The organism is Tersicoccus solisilvae (genome assembly GCF_014643255.1).
Classification (GTDB): domain Bacteria; phylum Actinomycetota; class Actinomycetes; order Actinomycetales; family Micrococcaceae; genus Tersicoccus; species Tersicoccus solisilvae.
In genome coordinates this window covers 541,391-559,455 of the sequence record NZ_BMJI01000001.1, presented here as the reverse complement: position 1 = coordinate 559,455, position 18,065 = coordinate 541,391, and the positions used below count along the sequence as shown (strand labels likewise).

Here is an 18,065-nt window from a genome sequence, read left to right as displayed (position 1 = left end):
ACGGAGTAGCCTCGCGTCTGTCACCACCCGCGGACGTCGGAGGCGCGGCGATGGACCCAGATGCGACGGAACCGGTCATCGGGCCGCGGGCGCGGATCCCCAATCCCGCCCTTCAGTCGCTCGCCTTCCTGGTGGGCGACTGGCGGACGACGGGCCGGCACCCGGCCCTACCCGGCAGGACGGTCGGCGGCCGGACCTCGTTCACGTGGCACGAGGGCGGGGCCTTCCTGCTCGTGCGCACCCATGTCGACGAATCCGGCTTCCCCGACGGTATGGCGATCATCGGCAGCGACAACGGATCCGGCCGGCTCGTCATGGTGTACTTCGACGAGCGGGAGGTGTCGCGGATCTACGCCGTCGTCGTCGGCGGTCAGCACACCGTCACCTGGTCGCGCGACGACCCGACGATCGCCCAGACCGTGACCATCCGCGCCGAGGCGGACGGCACGCTCATCAGCACGGGCCCGATTACCGAGCACGGCGGCCCGTGGGGCGCCGACCTCTCGCAGGTGTTCCACCGCATACGCTGACGTCGTCCGGCGCGCCACCCTGCCCGGCCCACCCCTCTCGTCGAAGGAGCACCATGCGCATCGCCGTCATCGGGGGGACCGGCCACATCGGCACGTTCCTCGTCCCCCGTCTCGTTCGTGCCGGGCACGACGTCGTCAGCCTCAGCCGGGGCAGCCGGGCGCCCTACGCGGATGCCCCCGAGTGGAGCGACGTCGAGCAGGTGGTCGCAGACCGGGAGGCGGAGGAGCGGGACGGCGCCTTCGGCGACCGGATCGCCGGGCTGCACGCCGACGTCGTCGTGGACCTCGTGTGCTTCACGCTGGAGTCGGCGACGACGGTGGTCGAGCGGCTGCGCGGGAACGTCGGGCACCTGGTGCACTGCGGCTCCATCTGGCGCGCCGGCGTCAGCCACGTCCTGCCGGTCACCGAGGAGAACGCGACGCCGCCGTTAGGCGAGTACGGCATCGAGAAGGACCGCATCGCGCGGATGCTCAAGCAGGAGACCGCGGCCGGCGGGCTGGTCACCACGTCGCTGCACCCGGGGCATATCAGCGGGCCGGGCTGGGCGCCGATCGGCCCGACCGGCAACCTCGACCCGGCCGTCTGGCGCACCCTGTCCGCCGGCGAGCCGCTGCGCGTTCCCGGCCTCGGCGCCGAGACCATGCACCACGTGCACGCCGACGACGTCGCCCAGGCGTTCGAGCTCGCCGTCACCCACCGCGACGCGGCGGCCGGGGAGGACTTCTCCGTCGTCGCGCCCGACGCGTTCTCGGTGCGCGGCTACGCCGAGGCGGCCGCGTCCTGGTTCGGCCAGCAGGCCCGGCTCGAGTCCGTCGGCTGGGACGAGTTCCGCGCCGGCCTGTCCGAACAGGACGGGCGGACCAGCTGGGAGCACCTCGTCCGCAGTCACGTCTTCTCCATCGAGAAGGCCCGGCGGCTGCTCGGCTACGCGCCGCGGTACACGGTCGGCGAGACGACGCTGGCGGCGGTGCGCTGGCTGATCGAGCACGGGCAGATCGAGGTCACGCAGCCGCTGGTGGTGTGAGTGGTGCCCGATAGGGGATCGACTGGCGGACATCGCGGGTCGCGATTACTTCGAGAGCCAACCTCGCCCGGCAGACTGGCCCCATGGACTCGATCAGCCTTCCTGGCACTCGTTTCAGGATCGCTCGCGCTGTCGAAGCAGATGTACCTGCGATCGTCACGCTCCTGACTGACGACCCGCTCGGTTCGAAGCGAGAGGACGCACCTCTGGCTTGCTACCTCTCGGCGTTCAACGAGATCACGGCTGACGAACACCAACTTCTGCTGGTCGTCAAAGACTCCGACGGTCACGTTGTCGGCACTACCCAACTCACCCTCATCCCTGGGTTGGCACGGGGCGGCGCAAAGCGGCTGCATATCGAGGCGGTTCGCCTCGCTCCATCCGTGCGAGGCGATGGGGTTGGGACCGCGTTGTTCCGAGCCATCGGGGCGTCAAGTCGCCGCTCTGAACGTCATGTCGCCCTAGTCGATAGTGCCCGATAGGGGATCGTCTATCGGACGTTATAGAACCTTCACGCACCCTGGACGTGTGGACGTTGGGTAGCTTGCTCGCCGTCGGCGTACGTCTGAGGGTCCGTAGATGGAACGAGCGCGGCCGGCGCGCCACTCATCGGCTGGAGTTTCGCAGCATCAAGTTTGCGTGCTCCGTCACGGCGGTAGGAGATCGCCCAGAGGGCGAGGATGCCGACCCCGCACACGACCCCCGCTCGTCGCCAGGGCCGAGAACCCGCCACTGAGGTCGCCTACCGAGGGACCGGCAACCGAATCATGGCAGCTGCGTAGAGGCGACGATTGCGGCTGCGCCGATCAGAGGACAGAGCACAGCAGAGATCTGGGTCCGCCTTCGAGCTCGCACACTCATTCGCGAACTGGTAGCTCTCAGAACGAAGAAGAGGGAAGCAAGAAAAGCGACGGCGCAAACTACAAGCAGGAGGACAGTCATCTGGTGGGCTCCTCCGCGTCCCTAGCGAATGCAATCAGAACCCACCGCCTACACTGCGATCGTTCGCTCCGCTCCGCCATACGGTTCCCTTCATCCTGTCGTTAAGACGTACTCACTTCGAGAACAGTCTCACATTGACTGGTGCGGCTCTCCGTTCAGGCACACCCGCCCGATAGACGAAGGACTATCGCGCATCGTCCCGCGGAGCGACGCCCGCCCACGAGCGCTGTGACAACGCCGCCATCTAGCAGGTCAAGTCACATTAAGGCCTCGACAACGAGCAGGTGTCAGAAACGGTCTATTTTGACCGACGACGGATTCGGGGACGTGTCACGAACGGCGCGGTGCTGTTCGTTCCGACCTTGCTGCCGGATTTCACGGATGAGTCCCTTCGACAGCCACTCAGACGTCTTCGCCTCACTCCGGTCTCAGCTGGGCGGTCGGGCTGCTGCCCCTCGGTGACCCGGTGACGGCGATCAACAAGCTCGCCGAGGGCCTTGCGTGGCTAGCGCTCTGGCAGTTTGCAGGGTGATTCGGCGGGCTGAGGACGAGGCTCTGGCCGGGACACCGACCAACCTGCGCCGGATTGGTCCGTCGTTGCGTTAGATGATCCCGCCCGGCGAATCACCGGGTGCGTCGGTCGTATCAGCGAGGGCTGGACAGAACGGCACGAGCCACTCGCAGCTCGGCGACGATGCCGGCCAGGGCTTCGTCGTCGGGCAGCGGCAGGTCCTCGGGGATCCGCCCGTGCCGTGCGGCCACGCGCAGGTCATCCATCGCGACCAGCACCTCACGAACCCCGTCGGCCGGTGGCTTGGGGCCGTCGCGTTCGGCGTGGACGACCAGCGCGGTGACAGCGTCGGTCAGGCGTTCCAGGGCGACGATGCCGGGCCACCATGCGGCGGCCCACCTACTCGCCGGTGGCGGCTCGGCCAGCGCCTGCTGGAAGACGGTGCGCAGGTCGGACAGGCGGCGGTAGGTGTGCCGCCGCAGCCCTTGGCGGGACGAGTCGTCCGGTCCGAGCGCGACGCGCAGGTAGGCGAGGACGTCGTCGGCCGCGTCGGCGAAGCTGTCGGGGATGCGGCGGCGGGAGCGCCAGCTGTCCGGCCAGGGCAGGAAGCCGACCAGCAGCACGATGGCGCTGCCGAGCAGGGTGTCGATGAGGCGGAACATGATCAGCTGGTTGTCACCGCGATGCAGCAGTTCCAGGAGCAGCACTACCAACGGGGTCAAGGACGTCGTGTACAGCCCGTAGTTGCGTGCCTCCCCGACTGGCATGAGCGCCGCGCACACCGCGATCGCGACGAGGACGCCAGGCCCCTGCGGGATCACGACGACCAGCACGGTGCCGATGACCACGCCGACCGCGGTGCCGACCCCGCGCTGGACTGCGCGAGCGAACACCGAGCCGATGTCCGGCTTCAACGACACCGCAACGGTCAGCGCCACCCAATAGGGCCGTTGCAGGGGCAGTGCATGCATCACGATCTCGGCGACCGCCATGCAGAGCGTGAGCCGCAGGGTGGCCAGCATCGTGGCCGGGCGACTGAGCAGGATGTCCCACGTCGCTGCCAGCCGTTGCCGCAGGGTGGCCTTGAGGACAAGATGGGACACGTCGCCCGGCCCGGTCCCGGCCAGCAACGCCCGTACCGACTCCATGCCCGCGACCAGGTGCGCCAGACCCGGCGAATCGGCCCCGACAACAGGCGGCTCCGGCGGTGCCGCTCGTCGCCGGATCGCGATCGCGGTGCCCTGGACTGCCTGGATCACCTGCGGCGGAACGCGCCGGTCGTGGCGCACGAGGACGTGCGCGGCCTCCACCAGGGGCGTCGCCTCGTTGAGCAATGCAAGCAGCTGACGGAACCGGGTGCCGCGGCCGCCCGCGCGTGACCTCGCCGCGATCACCGCGTCGTAGGCCTCGTTGAGCGCGGCGGTCAGTTGCTGGCGGCGCGCGTCAGCACCTGCGGTGCCGGTGGAGGAGGTGCCGATGCCCGCCAGTAGGTGGCCCAGCATGGTGTACACCTTCGCGACCGCGGCCCGCTCCGGCGCGCTCACGCGGCCTTTGCCGGTGGACAGGGAGAGCAGCAGGGAGATTGCCAGTTCCCACCCCGCCCCGGTGAGGTAGAACGCCGGCACGTGCCAGAGCGGGCCGACCCCGAAGCTGAGTCCGGCGCCGACGACGGCGTAGACCAGCAGCTGCAGCGAGGCGAACGACGCGACGTTGCCCAGCACGCTCACCAGTCCGGAGACGAAGGCAACGCCCACCACCACGAGGATGGCCAGCACGCTGTGTCCGAAGGCGGCGCTGCCCAGCGTGATTCCCGTCGCACCGGCGGCCGCGACCGTCGCGACCCGGATCGATCGTTGACGGAACGGGCCTCCCCGGTCGCCCAGGGACGCGGCCAACGCGCCCAGCGATGCGATCACACCCGGCCCGAGCTCGCCGGTCGCCATTCCGACGCCGACGGGGGCGGCCACCGCGAGCCCGGTGCGGATCGCCCGCTCCCACGGGATGGGCGCGGGGTGTGGGCGCAGCAGGTGCCGCAGCCACACCGGACCCATGAGGCGGCTCGTCCCACGAGGACCGTCTGGTGCGGGCATCTCTCGATTATGGGGTTCGCTGTTGCATGGAGGCATGTCGCCGGCAGATGGGCCGTTCGCTTGTAGAGCGTCCGCGTAGGCCACGGGTCGAGCCTTGTTCCCTCATGGTGCGGGTTCCAGTTCGACCAGCAGGTCCCCTCCGCTGACCTGCGCAACTCCGTCGATGGTGATGCGTTTGACGATTCCACCGGTGGGCGTGGTGATGGAAGCTTCCATTTTCATTGCCTCGATGGTTGCGACCTGGCCACCGGCGGCGATGGTGTCGCCGACGGTTGCTGTGATGGTGACGGCCCCGGCGAAGGGAGCGGCGACGTGGCCGGGATTGGTGGGATCGGCCCTTTCGGCCTCCGGCGTAGAGGATGTGATGGAGGTGTCTCGCACCTCGATCGTCCGGGGTTGACCGTTGAGGGTGACCATCACGGTCCGCATGCCTTTGTCGTCGGGCTCCGAGATGGCTTGCAAGGTGACCAGGAGCCGCACGCCTTTGCCCAGGGAGATGACGTGCTCGTGGTCGGCGGTCAGCCCGTACAGGAAGTCGCGGGTGTGCAGGACCGAGACGTCCCCGTAGGCTTCCTGGCTGGCGTCGAAGTCGCGGGTGGGTCCGGGGAAGAGCAACCGGTTCAGTGCGGCGCGGCGGGTGGCCGAGTCACCGTGCAGCGCGTCGGCGTCTTCCGGATTCAGGTCGGTGACGCCGACCTTCACCGTTCGGCCCTGGAGGGCCTTGGTGCGGAACGGCTCGGGCCACCCCGCGGGCGGGGTGCCCAGTTCCCCGGCCAGGAAGTTGGTGACCGAGTCGGGGATGTCGAAGTTCTGGGGGTTGGCTTCGAATTCCGCGGGGTCCACCCCCATCCCCACCAGCTGCAGGGCCAGGTCTCCGACGACCTTGGAGGAGGGGGTGACCTTGACCAGTCCGCCGAGGATGGTGTTCGCGGCCGTGTACATGTCCTCGATGGCCTCGAACTTCTCCCCCAGGCCCAGGGCGATGGCCTGTTGGCGCAGGTTGGAGAGCTGCCCACCGGGGATCTCGTGTCGATACACCCGGCCGGTAGGGGCGGTCAGCCCGGATTCGAATGGGGCGTAGATCTTCCGCACGGTCTCCCAGTACGGCTCCAGGGCTGCGGCGGCGTCCAGCGGGATACCCGTGTCGCGTTCGGTGTGTTCCAGGGCGGCCACGAGCGCGGAGGCGGGGACCTGGGAGGTGGTCCCGGCCATGGAGGCGTCGGCGACGTCGACGGCGTCGACGCCGGCGTCGATCGCGGCCATCAGGGTGGCCAGTTGTCCACCGGCTGTGTCGTGGGTGTGCAGGTGGACCGGCAGATCGAACCGGTCCCGCAGGGCGGTGACGAGCCGGGCGGCGGCTTGGGGTCGCAGCAGCCCCGCCATGTCTTTGATCGCCAGGATGTGCGCGCCCGCGGCGACGCACCGGTCGGCGAGATCGAGGTAGTAGCCCAACGTGTAGGTCTGCTCGCCCGGGTTGAGCAGGTCCCCGGTGTAGCACAGGGCCACTTCGGCGACCGCGGTCCCGGTGGCCCGGACCGCGTCGATCGCCGGGCGCATCTGGTCGACGTCGTTCAGGGCGTCGAAGATGCGGAAGATGTCCACGCCGGTCGCGGCCGCTTCGGCGACGAACGCGTCGGTGACCTCGGTGGGGTACGGGGTGTAGCCGACGGTGTTGCGGCCGCGCAGCAACATCTGGAGGGGAATGTTGGGCATCGCTTCGCGCAGCAGCCTCAGTCGTTCCCACGGGTCTTCGCCGAGGAACCGGAGCGCCACGTCGTAGGTGGCTCCACCCCAGGCCTCGACGGAGAGCAGCTGGGGCAGGGTATGCGCGTAGGCCGGAGCGGCGGCGAGCAGGTCGCGCGTGCGGACCCGGGTCGCGAGCAGTGACTGGTGCGCGTCCCGGAAGGTGGTGGACGTGACGGCGACCGGCACCTGGTCCCGCAGGGCCCGGGCGAAGCCCTCGGGGCCCAGCTCGGTCAGCTTCTGCCGCCAGCCCGCCGGCGGGGTGTGCGTGGACGGTCCGTCGAACGGGGACCGGAGGGGCTCGTCTCGCTTGTCGCCAGGGTGGTGCGGGAGCTTCTCGCGCGGGTCGATGCCCTCGATCCGGGGGCCGTTGGGCCGGTTGACCGTGGTCTCGGCCAGCCAGGTGAGGGCTTTGGTTGCTCGGTCGGCCGACACGCGCGCCTGGAGCAGCTCGGGCCGGCGTTCGATGAAGTCGGTGGCCACGTTCCCGGCCAGGAACTCGGGATCGGCCAGCACGGCCTGGAGGAACTGAATGTTGGTGGCGACCCCGCGGATGCGGAATTCGGCCAGAGCCCGCTGCGCCCGGTGGACGGCCATGCTGTGGTCCCGGCCCCGGCAGATGAGTTTGACCAGCATGGAGTCGAAGTGCGGGGAGATCTCCGCCCCGGAGTAGACGGTGCCGCTGTCCAGACGGATGCCGGCGCCGCCTGCGGACCGGTAGCCGGTGATCCTGCCGACGTCGGGGCGGAACCCGTTGGCGGGGTCCTCGGTGGTGATCCGGCACTGCAGCGCGGTTCCGCGTACGGTCAGGCCGTCCTGGCTGATGCCCAGGTCGGCGAGGGATTCCCCGGCCGCGATCCGCAGCTGGGATTGGACCAGGTCGACGTCGGTGATCTCTTCGGTCACGGTGTGCTCGACCTGGATGCGGGGGTTCATCTCGATGAAGACGTGTTCGCCGGCCCGGTCGCCGGCGGTGTCGACGAGGAACTCGACCGTGCCGGCGTTGACGTAGCCCAGTTCCCGGGCGAATTTCACCGCGTCCCGATGCAGCGCCTGGCGGATGTCCTCGTCCAGGTTCGGGGCGGGGGCGATCTCGATGACCTTCTGATGACGCCGCTGCACGGAGCAGTCCCGCTCGAACAGGTGGACGGTCTCGCCGTGGGTGTCGGCGAGGATCTGCACCTCGATGTGCCGGGGTCGCAACACTGCTTGTTCGAGGAAGACGGTGGGATCCCCGAACGCGGTGTCCGCCTCTCGCATGGCCGCGGCCAGTGCGTCCGGCAGTTCCGCCGGCGTCTCGACCCGGCGCATGCCGCGACCGCCGCCGCCGGCGACGGCCTTGACGAAGATCGGGAAGCCGATCCGGTCGGCCTCCTCGAGCAGGGCCGCAGGGTCCGCGGACGGCGCGGAAGACTCCAGGGTGGGAATGCCGGCCCGTTTCGCGGCCTGGAGGGCGGCGACCTTGTTTCCCGCCAGTTCGAGGATGTCCGCCCGCGGTCCGATGAAGGTGATACCGGCAGCTTCGGCGGCACGCGCCAGATCGGGGTTCTCGGAGAGGAAACCGTAGCCGGGGTAGATGGCGTCCGCCTCGGATTCCCGTGCCACGCGGATGATCTCATCGACGTCGAGGTAGGCCCGAACGGGGTGGCCCTCCTCCCCGATCTGATAGGCCTCGTCGGCCTTCTGCCGATGGATGGAGTTGCGGTCCTCGTACGGAAAGACCGCCACGGTCTTGATGCCGAGCTCGTAAGCCGCACGGAACGCGCGGATGGCGATCTCACCGCGGTTGGCGACCAGGATCTTGGAGAACATGCTGCCTCAATTCCGCGCCTGGCCCGGTGCCGGCGCTGAGTCGTGGATGGAGCGAGGAGGTGCAGTGGAGCAGGTCAGGGAAGCATCCAACCCAGGACCGGCGTGGACTGCAGGAAGACCAGGACACACAGCACGAGCAGCAGCCCGGCGGACCACCCGACCACCTTGCGCAAGATGGTGCCCTCCTGCCCGTCCAGCTGCACCGACGTGGCGGCGATGGCCAGGTTCTGCGGGCTGATCAGCTTGCCGACGACACCGCCGGTGGTGTTGGCCGCCACCAGCAGGTTCGGGTCGATGCCGGCGTTCACGCCGGCGGTCTGCTGCAGCTTGGCGAACAGGGCGTTCGCGGAGGTGTCCGACCCCGTGACCGCGGTGCCCAGCCAGCCGAGGATGGGTGAGAGGAAGGCGAAGAAGCCGCCCGTCCCCGCCAGCCACACGCCGATGGTGACCGTCTGGCCGGACAGGTTCATCACGTAGGCCAGGGCGAGCACGAGGAGGATGGTCGCCGCGGCCCACCGCATCCGGTAAACCGTGACCCCGATCTCGCGGATCGCGGTGCCGAAAGGCAGCCGAAAGCGCCCGCCGTCGTCGTTCAGGGAGTACACCAGGGCGACGATCAGACCCGTGATCAGCAGCAACGTGCCGGGGCTCGAGAGCCAGGTGAAGGTGTAGGTGGTGGAGCTGAGCGGCTTGCCGGCGGCGTCGACGAGGCGCTCGGACAGGCCGGGCCACGGGATCTTCACGTCCGTCGCCGCCAGGGCGGCCGGGATGTTCACGCCGAGCTTCCACAGCTTGGCGATCCCGAAGATCACGATGACGAGCAGGTACGGGAACAGGGCCATGACGATGCGGCCTGAGGAGAGCGACTCGCCCGTCTTGACGGTGGCGATGCCGAGCCGTTCACGCGCCTGGTCGCGGCCGCGTGGGGTGTAGACACGCAGGATCAGGACGGCGGCGGCGAGCCCGACGAGGGAGGCGACGATGTCGGTCAGCTCGTACGAGAAGAAGTTCGAGCACAGGAACTGCGCCACGCCGAACGCGACGCCGGTGCCCAATGCGATCGGCCAGGCGTCCTTCACGCCGCGGCGGCCATCGAGGATGAAGAGCAGGATCAGCGGGACGATGACCGCCAGCAGGGGCGCCTGCCGGCCGACGACGGCGCCGATGTGGGCGGGGTCCAATCCGGTGAGGCTGCCCGCGGTCGTGATCGGGATGGCGACCGCACCGAAGGCGACCGGGGCGGTGTTGGCCAACAGCACGGCGCAGGCTGCCTTCAGTGGGGAGATCCCGAGGGCGACCAGCATCGTGGCCGTGATGGCGACCGGGGCGCCGAAGCCGGCGAGGGCCTCCAGCATGCCGCCGAAGCAGAAGGCGATGAGGATGGCCTGCACCCGCACGTCGCCGCCGCCGATCATGTCGAAGACCCGCCGCAGGTCATCGAACCGGCCGGAGAGCACCGTGACCTGGTACAGCCAGATCGCCATGATCACGATCCACAGCACCGGGTGAGCACCGAACACCGCACCTTCCGTGCCGGCCAGCAGCGCCAGGTCGACCGGCATCCCGAACGCCGCGACCGCCACGATCAAAGCGGTCACCAGGGCCGCGAGCCCGGCGACGTGCGCCCGGACCTTCACCACGGCGAGCAGGATGAAGAACACAACCAGGGGGATCAACGCGATCAGCGCGGACAGCGGCACGCTGTTCGCGACCGGGTCGGTCACGGGAGTGAACATGGATGTACCTTTCTGCCAGGAGCCGCCCCGGTCGAGACGGCGATCCACCTTTCCAGGTGGTCTGACCACTATGGTCTGACCATGTAGTGTAGCTCACACTCTTGCCATTGTGAAGTATCCCACCTACGATGGTCTGACCACATGAACGGGATCCAGCTGCTGGGAGGCCGCCGATGAGAATCGCCCTGTTCGCCACGTGCATCGTGGACGCCATGTACCCCCAGGTCGCCGTCGCGACCGTGAACATTCTGGAGCGGCTCGGCCACGAGGTCGTCTTCCCCGCCGGGCAGGCCTGCTGCGGCCAGATGCACGTCAACTCCGGCTACGCGGACGCGTCCGTGCCGGTCATCCGCAATCACGTGCGGGCGTTCGAGGCAGCGGAGTGGGACGTCGCCGTCGCACCGTCGGGCTCCTGCGTCGCCTCCGTCAAGCACCAGCACGCGCAGATGGCCCGCCGCGCCGGCGACGAGGACCTGGCGGCGCGGGCGGAGACGATCGGCCGCGGCACCTATGAGCTGTCGGCCCTGCTCACCGACGTCCTCGGTGTCACCGACGCGGCCGCGCAGCTCGGTTCCTGGTTCCCCCACCGAATCACCTACCACCCGTCCTGCCACGGGATGCGCCTGCTCCGGCTCGGGGACCGGCAGCTGGATCTGTTGCGCAGCGTCGAAGGGATCGAGGTGAATCCCCTGCCGCAGGCGGAGGAGTGCTGCGGGTTCGGCGGCACGTTCTCGGTGAAGAACGCTGCCGTATCCACGGCGATGCTGGACGACAAGGTGGCCAACGTGGTCGCGACCGGGGCCTCCCTGTGCGCTGGCGGCGATGCGTCCTGCCTGATGCACATGGGCGGCGGCCTGTCCCGCCAGCACACCGACGTCGGCACGGTGCACCTGGCGCAAGTGCTCGCCAGCACCCGGGAGGACCCGCTCGTCTTCGATGGCGCGGCCCAGCTGCAGGGAGGTGCCCTGCGATGAGCACCGATCTGGGCATGCCGCGGGTTCGCCCCGCACACGGCGTCGGCAACATCGTCGAACGCGAACCGTTCCCGCAGTACGCCGGGCGAGAGCTCGGCAACGAGCAGCTGCGCGCGAACCTGGGCCGGGCAACCTCCACGATCCGCGCCAAGCGCGCCGCCGTCGTCGGGGAGCTCGACGACTGGGAGGCCCTGCGGGACGCGGGCTCGGCCATCAAGGCCGCGACGATGGCGAACCTGCCGGCTCTGCTCGAGCAGTTCGAGGCGAACGTCATCGCCCGGGGTGGCGTCGTGCACTGGGCGCGCGACGCTGACGAGGCGAACCGCATCGTCGAACAGCTGGCCACGCAGTACGCGCCGGTGCTGCCGAACGGGCGGCGGGAGGTCGTCAAGGTCAAGTCCATGGCCACCCAGGAGATGGGCATGAACGAGTACCTCGAAGGCGTGGGGATCGACGCGTTCGAGACGGACCTGGCCGAGCTGATCGTCCAGCTCGGGCATGACACGCCCAGCCACATCCTCGTCCCCGCCATCCACCGCAACCGGCGGGAGATCCGGGAGATCTTCCTGGCGGAGATGACCGACATCGATCCCGAGCTCTCCGACGACCCGAAGTTGCTCGCGGCGGCCGCCCGGACCCACCTGCGCCGCAAGTTCCTCGCCGCGAAGGTCGCCGTCTCGGGCGCCAACTTCGGCATCGCCGACACCGGCACCCTGACCGTCGTCGAGTCCGAGGGCAACGGCCGGATGTGCCTGACGCTCCCCGAGACGCTGATCACCGTGATGGGCATCGAGAAGCTGCTGCCCACCTACACCGACCTCGAGGTGTTCCTCCAGCTGCTCCCCCGCTCCTCGACCGGCGAGCGGATGAACCCGTACACCTCGATGTGGACGGGCGTCACTCCGGGCGACGGGCCCCAGAACGTGCATGTGATTCTCATGGACAACGGCCGCACCGCCGCCCTGGCGGACGAGGACGGCCGGTCCGCGCTGCACTGCATCCGTTGCTCGGCGTGCCTGAACGTCTGCCCGGTGTACTCGCGGACCGGCGGCCACGCCTACGGCTCCACCTATCCCGGGCCGATCGGGGCGATCCTCTCGCCGCTGCTCACCGGGGTGGAGCAGGGAGAGAACGGGTCCCTGCCATACGCGTCCTCGCTGTGCGGGGCGTGCTACGACGTGTGTCCCGTGAAGATCAACATCCCTGAGATCCTCGTGCACCTCCGCGGCAAGGACGTCGAGGCGCGGAAGGAGGCAGGCACTCTGAAGGGTCAGTTGGACACGGCGTTGAAGGGCGCCCAGTGGATGATGAGCGACGGCCGCCGCATGGCCGCCGCCGAGCGCGCCCTGCCGCTGGGCTCCCTCTTCGCCGGCCGGGACCGGAAGTTCTCGAAACTGCCCGGCATCGCCGGGGCCTGGACGTCGAGCCGGGACATCCCCGCCCCTCCCACGGAGTCGTTCCACACCTGGTGGAAGAAACGACAGACGAACGACGGGAACCCTGGGACTCGGAAGGAACAGCCATGAGCGAGCAGCCCAACGACGGGCCGGCCTCGGCACGGGAGACGGTGCTGGCACGGATCCGCTACGCCCTCGCCGACGACGGCTCCGCCATCGGCGACGACGCTCGGGAAGCGGCACGGACACCGACGGACATTCCCCGGGACTACCGGCACTCATCGTCGCTCAGCCCCGACGAGCTCGTCGAGCTGCTGGTGGACCGCCTCGTGGACTACCGGGCCGACGTCGAAGTGATCGACACCGCCGATCTGCCTACCGCGGTCGCGCGCCGGTTGGCCGGGGCCTCGTCGTACGTGGTCCCGCCGGCACTGGACGAACCAGATCATCCCTTGGCCAGCCTCCAGACCGAGGCACGCCGCCTCGTCGATTCCGCCGACGCCCCCCTGGATGTGCACATGCTCGACCAGGTGGGGGCGGTGGTTACCAGTAGTGCGGTCTCGGTCGCCCAGACCGGCACGATCTTCCTCGACGGATCCACCGACCAGGGCCGGCGCGCCATCTCCCTGGTGCCGGATCATCACATCTGCCTTGTTCCGGTGGAGTCGATCGTCGGGCTGGTGCCGGAGGCCGTCGGCCGGCTCGATCCGGTCCGGCCGACGACCATGATCTCCGGTCCGTCGGCAACGAGCGACATCGAGCTGGAACGCGTCGAAGGGGTTCACGGTCCTCGCCACCTGGACGTGTTGATCGTCAGGTGAGGTTTCGAAGTACAGGCGAACGGCCCCCTACATGGGGCCGTGTCGGGGATCGCACGAGGATAAGCCAGAGCGGCTCATGGTGCGTGAGCATGTTGTTGCCGCAAGATCACCCCCTAGGACAGACCATCAACCACCGGGCCATGCCCTGGCGGCGGCACCGGGCATGAAGAGGCGGTCGACGTCCGAGCGGCGCGCCGCGCCGCTGATTCCGACGGGATCCCTGAACCGTCACACCTACCGGCACGTCGTCGAACTCACCGAGCAGGTGTTCACGCTGCTCGATGGCGAGGAGTATGACCGGCTCGAGACGTTGATGCACGCCGTTCCGACCGAGACGCGCCCCATGATCCCCTCACAAGCGCCTGGCGGACGATTCGCCACGATTGGGGAAAGCTCGAGCGGCTGACCGATTCCCGTGTTGAGCTGCCAGGGGGAGCCGCCGTCGCCGTGGACGACGACACTTACCTTGATGGCACCGTCGTCGGCGCGACTGCCATTCAATGCAAGGCCGGGTCAGCAGAGGGGCGCGTTGCGGTGACCAAGGACCTGAAGGTGATCGGCATCCTCATGGTTACCCCGAAGCACGGTCGGCTCCCCTTCTGACCGGACACCGGCGGCAGTCTTTCCGCCAGCGGGCAGGGCAGCAGGACGCCGGCCACCGGACCGCGGGTGAACCGGGACCGGCTCCGACGGTGGACAGCAGACCCAGCACTTAACGGTTGGGGTTGGATTTCGCGGTCAAGGCGACCGCGCCGAGGAGGAGACCAGCGTTGGTCCAGAAGACACCCGCTGCGCTATCGAGGGTTCCAGCCGCAGAAGCTCCACTGTGCCGGAACGATCAAGCTCAAGTTGCTGCCGAATCCGTGCGGAAGACCTTGCCGTGCGAGGTGGGATCACGACGAGATGGCCGCGATTTGAGAGTGCCTGGCTGGCAGGTCAGTCGATGCCCGCGCCACGAACCACGCGATATGGTCGCGGGCGAGGCGCTCCGCGGTGTCCCCGTCACCGGCCAGCACCGCATCGAGGATGCCACGGTGCTGTAGCCGCAGTTCCGCGGACACGTCGACCCAATCGGTCAAGTCAGTGAATGCGTCGATCACATAACCCCGGATTGTCTCCCGCAGAGAATCCATGACAGTACTGATCACCACGCTGCCGGCCAACGCCGAGACGGCGAGGTGAAACTGCGAGTCAAGGATGTGGAACCGCACGCGGTCCACGTCCTTTGCGCTCATCTGTTCCAACAGTGCGGAAGCTTCCTCGAGCTCGGAGAAATGCGTTCCCTGCGTGGACACGCGGTCGGCGGCAGCCCGCGCGGCCCAGCCCTCCAGCAGCATCCTCGTTTGCACGATGTCTTCGAGGGGCAGGTTGCGCGCTGCCATGTGCAGCCGCATCGCCCGCGCCATCCCGCTGGCGGGTTCGGAGATCACGATGGCTCCAGACGCGGGCCCGGACCCAACAGCGGACTTCACCAGCCCGATGGTGTCCAGCACGCGCAGGGCCTCACGAACGGATGCACGGGAGATCCCGTACTTGGCGGCAAGAGCCCTCTCCCCCGGCAACCGGTCACCGGAAGAGAGCTGGCCGCTTCGGAGGTCTGCCTCCACGCCATCCAGCACGACTTGGTACGAACGATCCGACGGCACATGTTTCCTTAGGTCAGTGGACTGACCTCATTATCTCAGCACGCACGGGACATTGCGTGCAGCGAACAGGTCGAATCGCCCCGCGACCCGTCGCCGGCACCGCCGGGGCTGACCCCGGGCGCCGCACGCGGCGCGGCGCACAAGCGGGACTGCTGCACCGATAGGTGACTGAATCGGCCTGACTTTCGTTCCGTTCTTCAAGTAAGGATGGAACACGATGAACAGGAAGTATTCGCCGGAGATGCGTGAGCGGGCGTTGCGGATGCTCGCGGAGACGCGGCCGTCGCACCCGACGATGATGGCCGCTGTCAGGCATGTCGCCGGATTGCTCGGTATGAGCCCGGAGACGCTGCGGCTGTGGCAGCGCCGGGCTGAGGTTGACGCCGGTGTGAAGCCGGGGCTGACGACGGACGCGGCGGCGGAGATCAAGCGGCTGCAGAAGGAGAACGCCGAACTGCGCAAGGCCAACGAGATCCTCAAGGCTGCGAGCGTGTTTTTCGCGAAGGAGCTCGACCGCCCCTGACCGAGATGATCCGGTTCATCAATGAGTACCGGGATCGTTTCGGGGTCGAGCTCATCTGCCGGGTCCTCAGGCCCGCAGTCCAGGGCTTCCTCACCTCCCGCGGCTACCGCGCCGCCGTCGGCCGTGCGCCGTCAGCGAGGCAGTTGCGCGACGACCTGCTCGTGCCCGAGATCGCTCGCCTACACGCGGAGAACTACGGCGTCTACGGGCGCCGGAAGATGCATGCGCTGATGCGGCGACAAGGGTGGGAGATCGGTCGCGATCAGACCGAACGGCTGATGCGGTTGGCCGGCGTGGAGGGTGTGAAGCGGTCCAAGAGAGTGTTCACGACGAAGTCCGATCCGGCAGCGGAGAAGCCGAAGGATCTCGTGCAACGCCGGTTCACCGCCCCTGGCCCGCGCCGACTCTGGGTGGCTGACGTGACCTATGTCGCAACGTGGTCCGGGTTCGCGTATGTCGCGTTCGTCACCGATGTCTACTCGCGCCGCATCGTGGGCTGGAACGTCGCAGCCACGCTCAAGTCCGATATCCTGCCGCTACGGGCACTCGATATGGCCGCGTGGGACGCCGGCGGACGCCTCGACGGGCTGATTCATCACGCCGATCACGGATCGCACTATCTCGCCGTGGTCTACACCGACCGGATCGAGGAACTCGGCGCGAAACCCTCCACCGGCACCGTCGGCGACTCGTTCGACAACGCCCTCGCTGAGGCCGTGAACGGCCTCTGCAAGACCGAGCTGATCCGTCAGCGCGGCCCTTGGCGGACCGTCGAGCAGGTGGAACTCGCGACCCTCGAGTACGTGTGGTGGTGGAACAACCAGCGCCTCCACGGCGAGCTCGACATGCGCACCCCGATCGAGGTCGAGCAGGCGTACTACGCTGACCTGGAATCAGCCCAGCCGGCACTTGCCGGACAAAGCTCCCGATAGGAACGAAAGTCAGGCCGATTCACTACCGTCAGAACCCGGTCCTCACCGAGGTCCGATCCAACTAACCGAGCCTCCACGAAACCCGGGGCGATTCAGTCTTCGGTTAGGTTGCTTGGTCGCTACCCATCCTGAAGACCTCGACCTCTCTCACCCCCGCAACGCCACGCCGACACCCTCAACCACGCTCAGATCCGAAGAGCCTGATTACGACCGAGAACAAGTGACACGCTGGTGTCGAAGCTTCTTGATGTCGCAACCAAGCGCTTGTCCCTGCCGGCAGAAGCTCAGCTATAGGCGGACAAGCTTTTCGGACTTCGCAACCGCTTGGCACTCTTGCTGTGACTAAGCAGGTCAGACGTCGAAGCGACGATGGTGATGGTGATCTTCCCGCAGCGGACGTCCGAACCCGGACGGCCCCGCTTCGCCTGACCACACCACCGAAGTTTGCTTCGCCCCCGGCCAGGATCTGCCGGGCTTGTCTCGGCGTCGGCGGCCCCCTCGCTGGAGGTTTGGAAGACGGCGGCGACCGTGCGAGCCATCACACCGGCTGTTCGATCGTCGATGCCCCTTCGGTCTTTCAGGAGATCGGGGCACTCACCCGGGTCGCGCGGGAACCAGACCGGATGGTCGCGAGGGAGAACTCGACGAGATAGTCATTGAGTGCGCGCGACGCCGCGGACGAGGCGTCGGGGTCGTCGTCCACGACGGCGCGCAGGATCGCGGCGTGCAGGCGCGCTCCCCGGTGCACCTCGGCGTCGACGTCCCGGACGTGGGCGTGCCAGAACCGCCGCGAGAGTCCCTGCAGCGGCGCCATCGCATCCTCGACGTACTCGTTGTGGCTGGAGGCGACGAGCACGTGATGCACCTCGGTGACCGAGTCGAGGTAGCTGCGCAGCGTGAAGTCGCCGGTGTCAAGCAGGTCGATCATCGTGCGCATCCGGTCCCGCTCGGCCGCTGTGGCCCGGTCGCACGCGAGCCGGACGCTGAGCGCCTCCAGCTCGCGGCGCAATTCGAGCATGCGCAGCTGGGCCTCGAGCGACGTCGGCGGAACAAGAACGCCCTTGTTCGGATGGATTTCGACCATGCGGTTCCGTGCGAGCTGCTGCAGTGCTTCCCGGACAGGCGTGCGGCCCAGGCCGGTGCGCTCCATCAACACCGCCTCGGACACGAGGGAACCCGGGGCGATCTCTTCGAGCACGATGAGGCGCTCGATCTGGTCGTAGGCCTGTGCCGCCTTGCCCTGCAGCATCATCGCCGAGCCGCGCCCGGCAGCGGACACCGGGTTCGAGGGCGGCCGCGGGTGGGACGCAGAGGCAGAAGCATGCCCACACTGTAACCGCACGAGTTCCAAGACGCCGCCCTTGTGCAACCAATATATCGGCT

14 protein-coding genes are annotated in these 18,065 nt (G+C 68.3%); 9 read left to right on the top strand and 5 right to left on the bottom strand.

Annotated elements, in window-relative coordinates; translation table 11 throughout:
• The first annotated feature begins 50 nt into the window (after positions 1–50).
• The 3 genes from IEX22_RS02690 (at position 51) to IEX22_RS02680 (ending at position 2,037) form a co-directional block, all read left to right on the top strand.
• The gene (locus tag IEX22_RS02690) at positions 51–530 is read left to right on the top strand and encodes a hypothetical protein (protein WP_188665917.1); all 480 of its coding nucleotides are present in this window, start codon (positions 51–53) and stop codon (positions 528–530) included.
• A gap of 53 nt (positions 531–583) precedes the next feature.
• Entirely contained in the window at positions 584–1,555 is a 972-nt protein-coding gene (locus IEX22_RS02685) for an NAD-dependent epimerase/dehydratase family protein (protein ID WP_188665916.1), read from the top strand.
• Positions 1,556–1,638: 83 nt separating this feature from the next.
• Positions 1,639–2,037: a GNAT family N-acetyltransferase gene (locus IEX22_RS02680; RefSeq protein WP_188665915.1), complete on the top strand. Its 399-nt coding sequence runs from the start codon at positions 1,639–1,641 to the stop codon at positions 2,035–2,037.
• A 1,105-nt stretch (positions 2,038–3,142) separates the two neighbouring features.
• Here the strand turns inward: IEX22_RS02680 and IEX22_RS02675 are convergent.
• The 3 genes from IEX22_RS02675 to IEX22_RS02665 all read right to left on the bottom strand — a co-directional run bounded on the left by IEX22_RS02675 (position 3,143) and on the right by IEX22_RS02665 (position 10,389).
• Entirely contained in the window at positions 3,143–5,182 is a 2,040-nt protein-coding gene (locus IEX22_RS02675) for an FUSC family protein (protein WP_188665914.1), read from the bottom strand.
• An 18-nt stretch (positions 5,183–5,200) separates the two neighbouring features.
• Entirely contained in the window at positions 5,201–8,653 is a 3,453-nt protein-coding gene (locus IEX22_RS02670; protein WP_188665913.1) for a pyruvate carboxylase, read from the bottom strand.
• A gap of 74 nt (positions 8,654–8,727) precedes the next feature.
• On the bottom strand, positions 8,728–10,389 hold the full coding sequence (locus tag IEX22_RS02665; RefSeq protein WP_188665912.1) for an L-lactate permease: 1,662 nt from the start codon (positions 10,387–10,389) through the stop codon (positions 8,728–8,730).
• Between the two features lie 173 nt (positions 10,390–10,562).
• Here IEX22_RS02665 and IEX22_RS02660 point away from each other — a divergent pair, with 173 nt between their 5' ends.
• The 5 genes from IEX22_RS02660 to IEX22_RS02640 all read left to right on the top strand — a co-directional run bounded on the left by IEX22_RS02660 (position 10,563) and on the right by IEX22_RS02640 (position 14,184).
• Positions 10,563–11,363, top strand: coding sequence for a (Fe-S)-binding protein (locus tag IEX22_RS02660; RefSeq protein WP_188665911.1), 801 nt, complete (start codon positions 10,563–10,565; stop codon positions 11,361–11,363).
• Positions 11,360–12,889: a lactate utilization protein B gene (locus IEX22_RS02655; protein ID WP_188665910.1), complete on the top strand. Its 1,530-nt coding sequence runs from the start codon at positions 11,360–11,362 to the stop codon at positions 12,887–12,889. Before IEX22_RS02660 ends, IEX22_RS02655 begins: the two co-directional genes overlap by 4 nt.
• Entirely contained in the window at positions 12,886–13,581 is a 696-nt protein-coding gene (locus IEX22_RS02650) for a LutC/YkgG family protein (RefSeq protein WP_188665909.1), read from the top strand. The genes IEX22_RS02655 and IEX22_RS02650 overlap by 4 nt, the downstream gene beginning before the upstream one ends.
• 163 nt (positions 13,582–13,744) lie before the next feature.
• Positions 13,745–13,987: a hypothetical protein gene (locus IEX22_RS02645; RefSeq protein ID WP_188665908.1), complete on the top strand. Its 243-nt coding sequence runs from the start codon at positions 13,745–13,747 to the stop codon at positions 13,985–13,987.
• Positions 13,988–14,028: 41 nt separating this feature from the next.
• Complete coding sequence (locus tag IEX22_RS02640) at positions 14,029–14,184, top strand: hypothetical protein (protein WP_188665906.1); 156 nt, start codon at positions 14,029–14,031, stop codon at positions 14,182–14,184.
• 290 nt (positions 14,185–14,474) lie between these two features.
• Here IEX22_RS02640 and IEX22_RS02635 read toward each other — a convergent pair whose 3' ends face one another.
• Positions 14,475–15,227 carry a FadR/GntR family transcriptional regulator gene (locus tag IEX22_RS02635; RefSeq protein WP_188665904.1) on the bottom strand — a complete coding sequence of 251 codons (753 nt, stop codon included), beginning with the start codon at positions 15,225–15,227 and terminating at the stop codon, positions 14,475–14,477.
• Between the two features lie 217 nt (positions 15,228–15,444).
• Here IEX22_RS02635 and IEX22_RS02630 point away from each other — a divergent pair.
• A protein-coding gene (locus IEX22_RS02630; RefSeq protein WP_188665903.1) for an IS3 family transposase occupies positions 15,445–16,682 on the top strand; the annotation gives its coding sequence in 2 pieces (ribosomal slippage) (positions 15,445–15,730 and positions 15,730–16,682; 1,239 coding nt in all).
• Positions 16,683–17,259: 577 nt separating this feature from the next.
• Here the strand turns inward: IEX22_RS02630 and IEX22_RS02625 are convergent.
• Positions 17,260–18,024, bottom strand: coding sequence for a GntR family transcriptional regulator (locus IEX22_RS02625; protein ID WP_229659728.1), 765 nt, complete (start codon positions 18,022–18,024; stop codon positions 17,260–17,262).
• Positions 18,025–18,065 lie beyond the last annotated feature (41 nt).

Excerpts from the sequence above, each read along its gene's own strand:
- IEX22_RS02650 (WP_188665909.1), top strand. The coding sequence starts at position 12,886 with ATGAGCGAGCAGCCCAACGACGGGCCGGCCTCGGCACGGGAGACGGTG.
- IEX22_RS02670 (WP_188665913.1), bottom strand. The coding sequence starts at position 8,653 with ATGTTCTCCAAGATCCTGGTCGCCAACCGCGGTGAGATCGCCATCCGC.
- IEX22_RS02680 (WP_188665915.1), top strand. The coding sequence starts at position 1,639 with ATGGACTCGATCAGCCTTCCTGGCACTCGTTTCAGGATCGCTCGCGCT.
- IEX22_RS02685 (WP_188665916.1), top strand. The coding sequence starts at position 584 with ATGCGCATCGCCGTCATCGGGGGGACCGGCCACATCGGCACGTTCCTC.
- IEX22_RS02665 (WP_188665912.1), bottom strand. The coding sequence starts at position 10,389 with ATGTTCACTCCCGTGACCGACCCGGTCGCGAACAGCGTGCCGCTGTCC.
- IEX22_RS02690 (WP_188665917.1), top strand. The coding sequence starts at position 51 with ATGGACCCAGATGCGACGGAACCGGTCATCGGGCCGCGGGCGCGGATC.
- IEX22_RS02655 (WP_188665910.1), top strand. The coding sequence starts at position 11,360 with ATGAGCACCGATCTGGGCATGCCGCGGGTTCGCCCCGCACACGGCGTC.
- IEX22_RS02645 (WP_188665908.1), top strand. The coding sequence starts at position 13,745 with ATGAAGAGGCGGTCGACGTCCGAGCGGCGCGCCGCGCCGCTGATTCCG.
- IEX22_RS02660 (WP_188665911.1), top strand. The coding sequence starts at position 10,563 with ATGAGAATCGCCCTGTTCGCCACGTGCATCGTGGACGCCATGTACCCC.